Origin of the sequence: Plantactinospora mayteni (assembly GCF_016862935.1) — a bacterium.
GTDB classification, from domain to species: Bacteria; Actinomycetota; Actinomycetes; order Mycobacteriales; family Micromonosporaceae; genus Plantactinospora; species Plantactinospora mayteni.
The window spans coordinates 176,815-189,091 of sequence record NZ_BONX01000036.1 but is presented as its reverse complement, the minus strand read 5'-3'; the positions used below and the strand labels follow the sequence as shown (position 1 = coordinate 189,091).

At 73.6% G+C, this 12,277-nt stretch carries 10 protein-coding genes, 1 pseudogene and 1 riboswitch; of the genes and pseudogenes, 7 read left to right on the top strand and 4 right to left on the bottom strand.

The features are described 5' to 3' along the window. Positions 1–61: 61 nt before the first annotated feature. Both Pma05_RS26495 and Pma05_RS26490 read left to right on the top strand, forming a co-directional pair. Positions 62–931 (top strand): NAD-dependent epimerase/dehydratase family protein, encoded by an 870-nt coding sequence (locus Pma05_RS26495; RefSeq protein ID WP_203860186.1) that lies wholly within the window; start codon positions 62–64, stop codon positions 929–931. Positions 932–1,140: 209 nt separating this feature from the next. Then, positions 1,141–2,238 (top strand): acyltransferase family protein, encoded by a 1,098-nt coding sequence (locus tag Pma05_RS26490; protein ID WP_203860185.1) that lies wholly within the window; start codon positions 1,141–1,143, stop codon positions 2,236–2,238. A 117-nt stretch (positions 2,239–2,355) separates the two neighbouring features. Here the strand turns inward: Pma05_RS26490 and Pma05_RS26485 are convergent, their stop codons facing one another. Beyond that, positions 2,356–3,141: a DUF4097 family beta strand repeat-containing protein gene (locus tag Pma05_RS26485; protein WP_203860184.1), complete on the bottom strand. Its 786-nt coding sequence runs from the start codon at positions 3,139–3,141 to the stop codon at positions 2,356–2,358. A gap of 145 nt (positions 3,142–3,286) precedes the next feature. Between Pma05_RS26485 and recO the strand changes: the two genes are divergently transcribed. The 4 genes from recO to Pma05_RS26465 all read left to right on the top strand — a co-directional run bounded on the left by recO (position 3,287) and on the right by Pma05_RS26465 (position 7,863). Beyond that, positions 3,287–4,126, top strand: a complete 840-nt coding sequence (gene recO, locus Pma05_RS26480) for a DNA repair protein RecO (RefSeq protein WP_203860183.1) — start codon at positions 3,287–3,289, stop codon at positions 4,124–4,126. 8 nt (positions 4,127–4,134) lie between these two features. After that, positions 4,135–4,947 carry an isoprenyl transferase gene (locus tag Pma05_RS26475; RefSeq protein WP_203860182.1) on the top strand — a complete coding sequence of 271 codons (813 nt, stop codon included), beginning with the start codon at positions 4,135–4,137 and terminating at the stop codon, positions 4,945–4,947. Between the two features lie 287 nt (positions 4,948–5,234). Then, the gene (locus Pma05_RS26470; protein WP_203860181.1) at positions 5,235–5,489 is read left to right on the top strand and encodes a hypothetical protein; all 255 of its coding nucleotides are present in this window, start codon (positions 5,235–5,237) and stop codon (positions 5,487–5,489) included. A 337-nt stretch (positions 5,490–5,826) separates the two neighbouring features. Next, positions 5,827–7,863: a serine/threonine-protein kinase gene (locus Pma05_RS26465; protein WP_203860180.1), complete on the top strand. Its 2,037-nt coding sequence runs from the start codon at positions 5,827–5,829 to the stop codon at positions 7,861–7,863. A gap of 49 nt (positions 7,864–7,912) precedes the next feature. Here the strand turns inward: Pma05_RS26465 and Pma05_RS26460 are convergent, their stop codons facing one another. The 3 genes and pseudogenes from Pma05_RS26460 to Pma05_RS26450 all read right to left on the bottom strand — a co-directional run bounded on the left by Pma05_RS26460 (position 7,913) and on the right by Pma05_RS26450 (position 10,997). Continuing rightward, a complete protein-coding gene (locus tag Pma05_RS26460; protein ID WP_203860179.1) occupies positions 7,913–8,713 on the bottom strand; it encodes an energy-coupling factor transporter transmembrane component T family protein in 801 nt (266 codons plus the stop codon). A 230-nt stretch (positions 8,714–8,943) separates the two neighbouring features. Then, positions 8,944–10,347 (bottom strand): annotated as a pseudogene (locus tag Pma05_RS26455) (ABC transporter ATP-binding protein); the annotation flags it as partial. Positions 10,348–10,406: 59 nt separating this feature from the next. Then, the gene (locus Pma05_RS26450) at positions 10,407–10,997 is read right to left on the bottom strand and encodes an ECF transporter S component (protein WP_203860178.1); all 591 of its coding nucleotides are present in this window, start codon (positions 10,995–10,997) and stop codon (positions 10,407–10,409) included. Between the two features lie 77 nt (positions 10,998–11,074). Beyond that, positions 11,075–11,182, bottom strand: a riboswitch (TPP riboswitch). Between the two features lie 131 nt (positions 11,183–11,313). On the opposite strand from Pma05_RS26450, the gene Pma05_RS26445 reads away from it, so the two are divergent. Further along, on the top strand, positions 11,314–12,063 hold the full coding sequence (locus tag Pma05_RS26445; protein WP_203860296.1) for a sugar isomerase domain-containing protein: 750 nt from the start codon (positions 11,314–11,316) through the stop codon (positions 12,061–12,063). Positions 12,064–12,277 lie beyond the last annotated feature (214 nt).

Below are 12,277 nucleotides of genomic sequence, written 5' to 3'. Positions count from 1 at the left end.
ACCGGCCCGCCGGGTCGGCCCACGTCAGCGGCGAGGTCCGGGTGGGGAAGGGGAGGCGCGGATGCCGGCACGGCTACTGGTCACCGGCTCGGCCGGGCGGGTCGGGCGGCTGCTCCGGCCCCGGCTGGCCGGCCCGGAGCGGATCCTGCGGCTGCTCGACGTCGCCGACCAGCCACCGGCGGCGCCGGGCGAACCGGTGGAGATCGTCCGCGCCGACCTCTTCGACCCGGCGGCGCTGGCGGCGGCCTGTTCCGGGGTCGACGCCGTACTGCACCTGGCCGCGATTCCCGGCGAGGAGACCTTCGCGGAGCTGCTCCGGCTGAACGTGGCGGGTACCCAGAGCCTGCTGGAGGCGGCCCGCGCCGCCGGCGTACCCCGGGTGCTGCTCGCCTCGTCGATCCACGCGGTCGGCTGGTACCGGCGGGCCGACGTCGCGCACCCCACGCCGGCCCAGCACGGCAGCAGCCCGGAGCCGTCCGGCGTACCGGCACCGACCGGGGCGGACGGGGTGCCGGCGGCGGTGCCGCCCCGCCCGGACACCTACTACGGGTGGTCCAAGGCGGCCGTCGAGTCGCTCGGCAGCCTCTACGCCGACCGGTTCGGCATGACCGTCTTCGCGCTCCGGCTCGGCGCCTGCTTCGCCGAACCACCCGGGGTGAGCGGTCTGGAGAACTGGATCTCCCCGGACGACTGCGCACGGCTGGTCGACGCCTGCCTGCGGGCGGACGCCACCGGCTTCCGGCTGCTCTGGGGGATCAGCCGGAACAGCCGGCGCTGGTGCTCGCTGGCCGAGGGGCGGGAGATCGGGTACGAGCCCGAGGACGACGCCGAGTGGTACGCCGACCGGGCCCGCCCGCTCGACGGCGAAGCCGAAACCGCCGGTCTGCTCGGCGCCCAGTTCTGCGGCTACCCGCTCGGCGAGCGGCGCTGACCTCCGGGGCAGGTCCGGCGCAGCTTGGGTGTTTGATCCGGTAGGCGTACCCGAGGGTGGGTCCGGGTCATTCGCCGCGAATTTCCGGAAGGTTCATCTCACAACTTTCCCGGAATCCGTTGTACGGCCGGGCATCCGGGGTAGGAAGGCACCCTGTCACCTCCTCCCCGGCAAATCCTGCCCCTCGTCCCCGGCAACAAGTCAGGCTGATGCGAAACCGGTACTACGACCTGCTCCGCTCCCTTGCCATCGTCCGTGTCGTCGTCTACCACGTCACCGGTTGGGCCTTCCTCACCCTGGCGTTCCCGGCCATGTCGGTGATGTTCGCGCTCGCCGGGGCGTTGATGGCCAGCTCCCTCGACCGCTGGGGCCCCTCGGCCGTCGGCCGTCGGCTGCGTCGGCTGCTGCCGTCGCTCTGGCTGCTGGCCCTGATCTTCGTACCCGCAATGCTGCTCACCGGACTGGCGCCGTCCTGGCGACTGGTGTTCTGGGCGGTGCCGCTGGCCGACGCACCCTCCAACGGGTGGGGCGCGCTGGCGTTGAGCGTGGTCTGGTACCTGCGCGACTACCTGTGGTTCGTCCTCGTCTCGCCGCTGGCCCGCTGGCTGTTCCGGCGCTGGCCGGTGCCGACGCTGCTCGCGCCGTACCTGCTGCTCGGCGTCGTCGAGTTCGGCTATCCCGACGCACCGGGACCGCTCCGCGACTTCGGGCTCTACTTTGGAGCCTGGCTGCTCGGCTTCGCCCAGCACGACGGGCTGCTGCGCCGGATCTCCCGCCGGCTGCTGGTGGCGATCGCGGTACCGGTCGGCGCCGCCGGCCTCGCCTGGATCCTCACCCACCAGGGGCCGCGCGGCTACGACCTGAACGACGTACCGCTGGGCAACGCGCTCTGGTCCGTCGCCTTCATAATGCTGGTCTTCGGGCTGGCCCCGTCGGCCGTCGCCTGGGTCGACCGCTGGGCGCCGCTCGACCGCGCGGTGACCGTGTTGAACAGCCGGGCGCTGACCGTCTATCTCTGGCACATGCCCTTCGTGATCTCCCTCAACGGGCTGCTCTCCGGGCTGGGGCTGGCCCATTCCTCCGCGCTCGGCCTGGCGGCCCGGTTGGCCGCCGTCGCGGTGCTGGTGGCGGTCGCGGTCGCGCTCTTCGGCTGGGTCGAGGACCTGGCGGCCCGGCGCCCGCCGTGCATGCTGCCCGGCGGCACCGTCCGGGCGCCGGCCGGCGTCGCCGCGCCGCCGGTCCGGGAGGCCCCCGCGCGGAGTACGCCGGCCGGCGAGCCCGCCAGCCTCAGTCCGACCGGACGGTGATCCGGCCCTAGCTCGATCGGAGGTGATGCGGGCGCAGTTCGACCGGACGGTCGATCCCGGGCGCAGTTCGACCGGACGTGCTGCGGCCTCAGCTCGACCGGAGGACGGTGATCCGGCTCAGGTCGATCGCAGGGTGATGCTGCCGCTGCCGGTCTGCATGTCGAGTACGGAGGTCGCGGCCGGGTCGTTCGGCACCTTCAGGTCGGTGCTGCCCGACTCGGCGTGTGCCCGTACCTGGTAGCCGCCGGCTGGGACGGTCAGGTCGATCGAGCCGCTCGACGCATTGGCCTGGACCGAGCTGGCGGCGGCGAGGGTCAGCGAGATGTCGCCGGAACCGGTCTGCGCGTTCACCTTTCCGGCGCCCAGCGAGCGTCCCTCGATCGACCCTGAGCCGGTACGCGCCGACACGGCGCCGGGTACCCGGTTGAGCGTGATGTCCCCGGAGCCGGTCTCGGCGCGTACGGTACCGCTGGCGTCGGTCACCGAGATGTCGCCGGAGCCGACCTTGATGTCCACCTCGGTCAGCGCGGTCAGGGTGACGTCTCCGGAGCCGTTCTCGCCGCGCAGCGGGATGCCGGCCGGGGCGAGGACGTCGTACGACACCCCGCAGTGTCGGCCGCAGTCGGTGTCCAGGATGAGCTTCGTGCCCTCGATCCGGTAGGTGGCGCCGTTCGGCTCGGCGCCGCGGTACTGCACCACCCGCTTGATCCGGACGTTCTGCACGGCTCCGGTGCGTACCGTCACGTCCCCGGCGCCGGGTAGTACCTCGATCTCGGTGATCTTCACTTCCTCGGTGCGGTCGTAGGTGAGGCGCTGTTCGGCGAGGCCGTTGCAGCCGGCCAGGGCGATCAGGGTGGCCAGGGCGAGCCCGCCGGTAAGGGCGGTGGTCCGGGAAACGAGCATGGCCGAAGGCTATGGCGGCGGCGGCCCGCCGGGCATCCGGGTCCGCCACCGACCCACCCCGATCCCGACCCTGAGAATGGTCTCAGGGTCGCGCCCAGGGACACCGCACGTCCGCGAGGATGCGCCGGCAGGCGACAATGGGCGGGTGCCCGGGTACCGCCGACAGCTCTACCGCGACGACGCGCTGGTGCTGCGCGTCCAGAAACTCGGCGAGTCCGACCGGATCATCACCCTGCTGACCCGCCGGCACGGTCGGCTGCGCGCGGTCGCCCGAGGCGTACGCCGGACCACTTCGCGGTTCGGTGCCCGGCTGGAGCCGTTCGGCCACGTCGACCTCCAGATCGCCGGTGACCCAAAGGGCGAGCAGGGCAGTTCGCTGCACTCGATCAGCCAGGTCGAGGGGATCCAGCTCTACGGCAAGGCGCTCGTCACCGACTATCCCCGTTACACGGCGGCGAGTGCGATCGCCGAGACGGCGGAGCGGCTCACCCCGGTCGAGCGGGAGCCGTCGCTGCGGCTGTTCCAGCTCACCCTGGGCGGGCTGCGCGCACTGGCCGACGGTGAGCACGCCAGCACCCTGGTGCTGGACGCCTACCTGCTGCGCGGAATGGGGTTGGCCGGCTGGGCACCGGCGTTGGTCGCCTGCGCCGTCTGCGGTACGCCGGGCCGGCACGGCGCGTTCTCCGTACCCGCCGGGGGTTGTGTCTGCCCGGACTGCCGGCCGCCCGGCGCCGCCCATCCGGCGCCGGCCACCCTCGACCTGATGGCGGCACTCGCCTCCGGGGACTGGCGGACCGCCGACGCCGCCGATTCGCCGCACCGCCGGGAGTGCAGCGGGCTGGTGGCGGCGCACCTGCAATGGCATCTGGAGCGGGGGTTACGCTCGTTGCCGCTGGTCGACAGGGGATCGACCGGTGAGCGTACGGAACGGGCCCGGCACGCCCCGCGCCCCGACCCGGCGGACGTAGCGAAGGAAGCACAGTGATCCGAGCGATGACCAACCGAGCCGGTCGGCAGCCGGTGCCACCGACCCCGCATCCGTCCGGGGCCCGTCCTCCGGCGCTGCCGGCCGAGGCGCTGCCGAAGCACGTGGCGGTGGTGATGGACGGCAACGGGCGGTGGGCCAAGCAGCGCGGACTGCCCCGGACCAAGGGTCACGAGCAGGGCGAATACTCCCTCTTCGACACGATCGAGGGCGCGATCGAACTCGGCGTCCGCTATCTTTCCGCGTACGCCTTCTCGACGGAGAACTGGCGGCGCTCGCCGGACGAGGTGCGCTTCCTGATGGGCTTCAACCGGGAGGTCATCCGGCGCCGCCGGGACCAGTTGGTGGACCTCGGGGTCCGGGTGGTCTGGTCCGGCCGGACCGGTCGGCTCTGGAAGAGCGTGATCTCGGAGTTGCAGACGGCCGAGGAGATGTCCCAGGGCAACTCGACGCTGACCCTCCAGTTCTGCGTCAACTACGGCGGGCAGGCCGAGATCGCCGACGCCGCCGCCGCGATCGCCCGGGACGTCGCCGCCGGCAAGGTCGACCCGGGCAAGGTCAACGAGAAGATGATCTCGCGGTACCTCTACCACCCCGAGGTGCCGCCGGTCGACATGTTCCTCCGCCCCTCCGGCGAACAGCGCATCTCCAACTTCCTGCTCTGGCAGAGCGCGTACGCCGAGCTGGTCTACCTGGACACCCTCTGGCCGGACTTCGACCGCCGCCACCTCTGGTACGCCTGCGAGCTGTACGCCCAGCGGGACCGCCGGTTCGGCGGCGCCCTGCCCAACCCGGTCGCACCCGGACCGGCACACGGCTGAACTCCGAGCCAGAAAACAGGCGCACGGCTGAGCAGAAAACAGGTGCACCCGGGGAACGCCCGGGTTATGGTTCAGGCATGCGGTACTGACACCCCTTCATCCGAGCCGACCCGCCCGCCTGTTCCGCGCGGCGCGGGTGCGAGCGCTCCGGGCGTCCGTACCGTTCCGCCTTCTTCGGCGACCCGTCACCCGTCGGTGGCACCTCCGCGAACGGACTCCCGGGATCCCATTCCCGCCGCGCCGCTGCCGTGAGCAGGGCGGTCCCGACCAGGAGGAGAGAACACCGTATGCCTGCCAATCGAAAGTCCAGCAAGAACACCCGCCGTACCGGAACCGGCTCACCGGCCCGGGCTGGCCGCCCGGCGGACGAGTCGGTCGAACTCGCCGCCCCGATCGTGTTGCCGGGTGACGACACCCCGACGGCCCAGCCACCGGCGGCGCCGAAGGCCGGCCCGCCGATCCGGAACGGCGGCGGCCCGGGCGGGGTCGGACGTGGCCGGGGCGCCGCGTCGTCCCGCCGGTACGCCTTCCGGCGTAGCTGAGCCGGCCCCGGCTGCCGCGATCGCGTCGAGCCCCGCAAAGGTCCCACCGTCCAACTACCGCACCTTCTCCGGCCTTCCCCTGTGGTTCGTCCTGGCCACAGGGGAAGTCGGGGTGCACCCGCCGCGCGGTTCGGGGTTGAAAGGTTCACTGTGGACGGCCCGGGTCCCGGTCTCCGCCGGCGTATCCGGGTGCGGTACCCGGCAACCCGGCGCGCCGGTGCATTGGACCGGCCGGTCGAGCCACTCCCGACCGGCCTGCCGCCGGGGCTGATCCAGTGTGATACTTACTCGACTTCCGGTGACGGGGTGCTGGACCACGGGGCGGTGGAGGGTCGGGATGACGGGCGAGGCTGCCGGGGCGCAACCGCTCCGGCCCACCGATCCACGCCGACTCGGCCCGTGTGAGCTGGTCGGTCGGTTGGGCGAGGGCGGCATGGGCACCGTCTACCTGGCGCGGCTGGCCGACGGGCGTACGGTCGCGGTCAAGGTGATCCGGCCGGACCTGGCGCACGACGCCGAGTTCCGGCGCCGCTTCCGGGGCGAGGTGAAGCGGGCCCGGCAGGTGCCACCGTTCTGCACCGCCGAGGTGCTCGACGCCGACCCCGACCACGATCCGCCCTACCTGGTCGTCGAGTACGTCGACGGACCCAGCCTCGCCACCGTGGTCGCCGACGGTGGCCCGCTGACCCCGGGCAACCTCTACGGGCTGGCGGTCGGGATGGCGACCGCGCTGACCGCGATCCACGGCGCCGGGGTGATCCACCGCGACCTCAAGCCGAGCAACGTACTGCTGCCGCCGGGCAGCCCGAAGGTGATCGACTTCGGGATCGCCCGCGCGATGCACGGCACCGCCGCCGGCACCCGTACCGACCAGGTGATCGGCACGGTGGCGTACATGGCGCCGGAACGGTTCGAGTCGGCGACCAAGGGCACACTCACGCCGGCTGCGGACGTCTTCGCCTGGGGTGCCGTGGTGGCGTACGCCGGCACCGGGCGTACCCCGTTCGCGGCCGAGACGCCGGCCGCGACCGCCGTACGGATCGTGACCGAGGAGCCCGATCTCGACGGGTTGACCGCGCCTCTCCGCGAACTGGTCGAACTGGCGCTGGCCAAGGAGCCGCACCGCCGGCCGACCACCCGTGACCTGCTGGACCGGCTGCTGACCGGTGGGCCGGACCGGGCCGGCCAGGCCGCCGAGACGCTGGTCGGGCAACCGGACCTGCTGGCCGCGGTCGAGCAGGCCCAGGCCGCCACCGACCAGCGCCCGCTGGCCGAGACCGTGCTGGTCGGAGGCCAGGCCGCGCGGACCACCCCACTACCCGGCACGCCGGGGGCGGCCGGATCCGCCCCGGCAGCCGTGGCCGTGCCGGGGACACCGGCCGGAGCGGTCCGCCCGGCGCTACCCGGGCAGCCGGTGGCGCCTGCTTCGCCTGCTGCGCCTGCTTCGCCTGCTGCGTCTGTGGTGTCTGCTGCGCCTACCGCGTCTGTGGTGTCTGCTGCGCCTACCGCGTCTGTGGTGTCTGCTGCGCCTACCGCGTCTGCGGTGCCTGCCACCTCTGCCGCGCCGGGTCGTCGGGGCGGCGGCCGGTGGGGGACGCTCGCCAGCGCGCTTTTCGCGCTCGTCGGACTGCTGGGCGCGGCGGTCAGCGTCGGCTACGCCAGTGGGCTGTTGCCACCGGGCGGGGAGCGGGGAGCGGCCAGCCAGTCACCGGATCCGCGGGCCAACGCCGCTGGCCCGGGCGCCACGATCGGTGGCCCGACCGGGCCGGCCGGCTCCACGCCGACCGGTACCGACCCGTCCGGCGGGACGGCTCCGCTCGGCCGGGTGGTGGTGGCAGACCCGCTGACCAGGTCGGACCGGTGGCTGCCGAGGACGGACGAGCGGCACCGGGTCGGGTGCGAGTTCGACGGCGGGCTGGTGGTGTCGAAGCGGAGCGACGGCCCGTACCGGTGCCCGGGACCGCAGGAGACCTGGGCCGACGTACGGGTGGACGTCGACGTGACCCTGGTCGAGCCGACCAGTTGCGCCGGGATCTGGTACCGGTTCACCGACGCGCAGGGCGGGTACGTGCTGCGGGTCTGTGCCGACGGGTACCACCTGATGCGGCACGGGTCCGACACGGCGAGCGAGGCCGGCGAATTCCCGTACCCGGCGGACCGGCGGCCGACCGGCCGGATCCGGGTCGGAGTGGTCGCCGACGGCGAGGAACTGCGCTTCTACCAGGACGGTCGGCAGATCGGCACGGCCCGGGACAGTGCGCCGGTGGCCGGCCGGGTGGTGCTCGGCATCTTCTCCGATCCGGCCTCCGACCAGACCCGGGAGCCGTCCTACCGGGTCGCGTTCGGAAACATCGAGATCGCCACCCTGGACTGACCCTGCGGGTGGCGGTGCCCCTGCGGGTGGCGGTGTCGGCCCGGCCGGATCAGCCGACCAGTGGGCGGAAGGTGCCGAGTGCGACGCTGACCGCGAGCGCGCCGCCGGCCAGCGCCGCAGCCCCGGCGACCAGGGCGGCGTCGGCGGCGGTGAACCGCTGCCGGCGGGCCGACGTACGCGGCGAACCCGAGTCGAAGCCGCGGGCGTCCATCGCGGTGGCCAGTCGGGTACCCCGGCGGATCGCCCCGACCAGCAGCGCGAACGCGGTCGAGCCGAACAGTCGCAGCCGGGTCAGCGGGTTCCGCCCGGCGTCGATGCCCCGGGCCCGGCGGGCCAGGCTCAACATCCGCCACTCCAGCGCGAGCAGCGGTACGAGCCGGAACGCGGCCAGCGCCCCGATCGCGAACCGGGGCGGGGCCTTGACGTTCTGGACCAGCGCGTCGGTCAGGTCGGTCGGATCGGTGGTCGCGAAGACCAGTACGCCGGGCAGCGCCACCGCGATCACCCGCAGCGCCATGCCCAGCGCGGTGCCGAGTACTCCGGTGGTGACCGCCACCGGCCCGGCCTGCCAGAGCAGGCTGCCGGTCCGCTCGGCGGCGAAGAGCACCAGGGTGCAGAGGATGCCGAGGGCGCTGAGCAGCAGTGGCCAGGCCCGCCGGGCCAGTGCCGAATATCGGATTCCGAAGAGCGGCACCACGGCCAGCTCGAAACCGATCGCCACCGCCGGGGCCACCGGGTCCACCGTGGCGATCAGCGCGACGGAGACGACCAGCGCGGCGGCGACCTTGGCCACCGGGTTGCGCCGGGCCAGCGGTGCGTCGGGGGCGGCGATCGGCTGGTACGGGATCACCCGGTCCGCCCCGCCGATCCGGTGCCGGCCCGCCCCGCCGCTGCTCCGCCCGCCCGCCCCGCCACTGCTCCGCTCGCCGGACCCGTCGCCGCTCCGCCGACCCGTTCCGTCGCTGCTCCGCCCGCCGGATCCGTTGCTGCTCCGCCGGCCCGCCCTGCCGGTCGGCCGCTACCCGGCTCCGCCGCCCCGTGGCCACCCGGCTTCGCCGCCTCGTGGACGTCGCCTGCGCCGAGCCGGATCGTCCGGTCGGCCAGCGCGGTGACGAAGTCGGCGTCGTGGGTGACGGTGACGATGCCGTGCCCGCCGTCCCGCAGCCCGGCGAGCAGGTCGACCAGTTCGAGCCAGGTACGCCGGTCCTGGCCGAAGGTCGGCTCGTCCAGTACCAGCAGCCGGGGCGCGGTGGCCAGCGCCGTCGCCACGCTCAGCCGCCGCGCCTGGCCACCCGAGAGGGTGTACGGGTTGGCCGCCGCCAACGAGTCCAGTCGGAGCCGGACCAGCAACTCGTCCACCACCGACCGGACCAGCGCCTCCGGCTGACCGGTCCGGCGCGGCCCGAGCGCCAGCTCGTCGAAGACCGTGGTCTGGACGAACTGGTGCTCCGGGTCCTGGAAGACCGATCCGATCCGGCCGGCCAGCACCGGTGCCCGCCACCGGTACGGTGCGATGCCGGCGTGCCGGCCGGCCAGTGCCTCGGTGGCCGACAGCCGGCCGGTGCCGGGCCGGAGCAGCCCGCCGAGCAGCAGCGCCAGGGTGGACTTGCCGGCACCGTTCGGGCCGAGCACGGCGAGCGTCTCGCCGGCGCGTACCCGCAGGTCGGTGCTTTCCAGCCGGGGCGGCAGGCCGAGCCGGTCGGCGGCGAGCAACAGGTCACCGGGGCCGGCGGTGGCCCGGCGCGGTGCCGGCGGCGGCCCCGGCACCCAGACCCCGGCGGCGGCCAGCGCCGCGCCGTGCCTCGCGAAGACCTCCGCCGGAGCGCCGTCGGCTCGCACCCCACCACCCGGCTCCAGCACCACCACCCGGTCGACCAGCGGCAGCGCCTCCGACACCCGGTGCTCGACCAGGATCAGCGTGGTGTCGTCGTCGACCGCCGACCGGACCGCGTCCCGGACCAGCGTGGCGCCGGCCGGGTCCAGGTTGGCGGTCGGCTCGTCGAGCAGCAGCAGTCCGGGCCGGAGCGCCAACACCCCGGCCAGGGCGAGCCGCTGCTGCTCGCCACCGGAGAGTGCGGCGGTGGACCGGTCGAGGCCGTACGGGAAGCCGACCCGGTGAAGCGCTTCGGTGACGCGGCGCCAGATCTCCTCCGCCGGTACGCCCCGGTTCTCCAGCCCGAACGCCACGTCGTCGCCGGCCCGGGCCATCACGAGCTGGGTCTCCGGATCCTGGAAGACGATGCCGACCCGCTCCCGGGCCTTGCGCGGGTCGAGCCCGTCGATCTCGACGGTGCCCTCCTGCTCGCCGGAGTCCTCGGCGAGCAGCCCGGCCAGTGCCGCCAGCAGGGTGCTCTTGCCCGCACCGGAGGCGCCGAGCAGGAGTATCCGCTCGCCGTGCCCGATCCGCAGGTCGACGTCGCGGACCGCCCAGGCCCGCCGGCCGGCGTGCCGCCAACCGAAGCCGCGCAGCCGTACCTCGCTCACGGCGTCACCACGCTCACTACGTCACCACGCTCACTACGTCACCAGCGGGTCGGCGCCGCTCAGACGGCGGTACGTTCGCGGCCGGCCGGGAACCGGTCCAGCGCACCGGTCTGGGCCAGCGCGCGGGTGAGCGCCCAGCCGCCGGCACCGGCCACGATCGCCGAGCTGAGCACGGTGAACAGGAAGACCGGTAGCCGGTACGAGTCGAAGTCGTACTCGGAGTAGTAGCGGATCTGGTCGAAGATCGCGGCGGCGAGCCCGGCCAGCAGGCCGGAGCCGACCGCCACCGGCAGCCGGAACGAGCGGTACCCGACGGCGAGGAACGCCGCCTCGGCGCCGACGCCCTGGGCGACCCCCTGGAGGATCGCGACGGTACCCCACTGGCTGCCCAGCAGCACCGAGACGAAGGCGGCGAGGAACTCGCAGTACAGTGCGGCGCCCGGCTTGCGGATCACCAGGCCGCCGAGCACCCCGGGCACCAGCCAGATGCCGTAGATGACCGCCTGGGCCGGCGGGAAGAACGTGAACGCACCCTCGGTGGCGCTCCAGACCAGGTTCCAGGCCCAGAAGATGACCCCGAACGCGACCGCGATGACCGAGGCGACGACGATGTCGACGGTGCGCCATCTGGTGGTGGTGGACGAAGTCATGAGCATGCCTCCCAGTCGCGTGGCGAACCAGGCAAGACGCACGCCGCAACCCGGGGTCGGCCCGGACTGCGGCGCGGCTGGAGACTCGACCGAACTCCCTGCGCTGGCATTACCCAGATCAGGTTCGAGGGTCTGCGGGTGTGTCACCCGCACTCTCAGCGCTGTGCGCTCCCCTGTCGGATGTGCTGTTGTTCCGCAGACGGTACACCGGATGCCGCTGCGCCGACAGCGGCGGAACCGGCGGATGTGGTGGTGCCCACCCCGTCACGGGATAGGGTGGATGGCCCAGATCAACATCTCGAAGGGACCCGTGACCGTGACACTCAGCCCCGAGGGCTATCTCGACGAGGTCACCGAGACGATCGGGCGGGTGGCGGCGGCTGCCCGGGACGGCGTACGCCGGGCGGCCGACCTGGTCACCGACGCGCTCCGGGCCGGCGGTGTGGTGCAGGCGTTCGGTACCGGCCACTCGGAGGCGCTGGCCATGGAGATCGCCGGTCGGGCCGGGGGGCTGGTCCCGACGAACCGGATCGCGCTGCGGGATCTGGTGCTGCGCGGTGGCGAGCCGGTCGACATCCTCGGCCCCACCCTGGAGCGGGACCCGACCGTGGCCCGCCGGCTCTACGAGCTGACCCCGATCGACCCCCGGGACGTCTTCGTGATCGCCTCGAACTCCGGGGTGAACGGCACCATCGTCGAGTTCGCGTCGCTGGTCAAGGAGCGCGGCCACGGGCTGGTCGCGATCACCTCCGGGCAGCACTCGGCCCGGGTCCCGTCCCGGCACCCGTCCGGCCGCAAGCTGAGCGATCTCGCCGACGTGGTACTCGACAACGGCGCCCCGTACGGCGACGCGTCGCTGCCGCTGCCTGGTGGCGGTGCGGTCGGTGCGGTGTCGTCGATCACCGCCGCGCTGCTCGCCCAGCAGGTGGTGGTGGAGGTGGTCCGCCGGCTGGTCGAGGCGGGGGAGACGCCCCCGGTCTACCTCTCGGCCAACATCCCGGACAGCGACGAGCACAACCACACCCTGGAAGCCCGGTACGCCGGCCGCATCCGCCGGGGCGCCTGACAAGGAACCCGCCGGGGCGCCTGACAAGGGACCCGGACGGGGCGCCTGACCTCGCCGGATCCGATCTCCCCACGCCGCCCGGTCCACTGCCGGTGCGGCCTCTCGGGGCTCCTGACCCTGCCGGATCCGATCTCCCGACGCCGCCCGGTCCGCTGCCGGTGCGGCCTCCGGGCACGCCTTCGAGGCGGTCGCGTTTCACCCACGGCCGGTCAGG

Bases quoted from the DNA above. Each gene is read 5' to 3' on its own strand.
- Pma05_RS26475 (WP_203860182.1), top strand. From the start codon at position 4,135: ATGACCAACCGAGCCGGTCGGCAGCCGGTGCCACCGACCCCGCATCCG.
- Pma05_RS26470 (WP_203860181.1), top strand. From the start codon at position 5,235: ATGCCTGCCAATCGAAAGTCCAGCAAGAACACCCGCCGTACCGGAACC.
- Pma05_RS26465 (WP_203860180.1), top strand. From the start codon at position 5,827: ATGACGGGCGAGGCTGCCGGGGCGCAACCGCTCCGGCCCACCGATCCA.
- Pma05_RS26495 (WP_203860186.1), top strand. From the start codon at position 62: ATGCCGGCACGGCTACTGGTCACCGGCTCGGCCGGGCGGGTCGGGCGG.
- Pma05_RS26450 (WP_203860178.1), bottom strand. From the start codon at position 10,997: ATGACTTCGTCCACCACCACCAGATGGCGCACCGTCGACATCGTCGTC.
- Pma05_RS26485 (WP_203860184.1), bottom strand. From the start codon at position 3,141: ATGCTCGTTTCCCGGACCACCGCCCTTACCGGCGGGCTCGCCCTGGCC.
- Pma05_RS26490 (WP_203860185.1), top strand. From the start codon at position 1,141: ATGCGAAACCGGTACTACGACCTGCTCCGCTCCCTTGCCATCGTCCGT.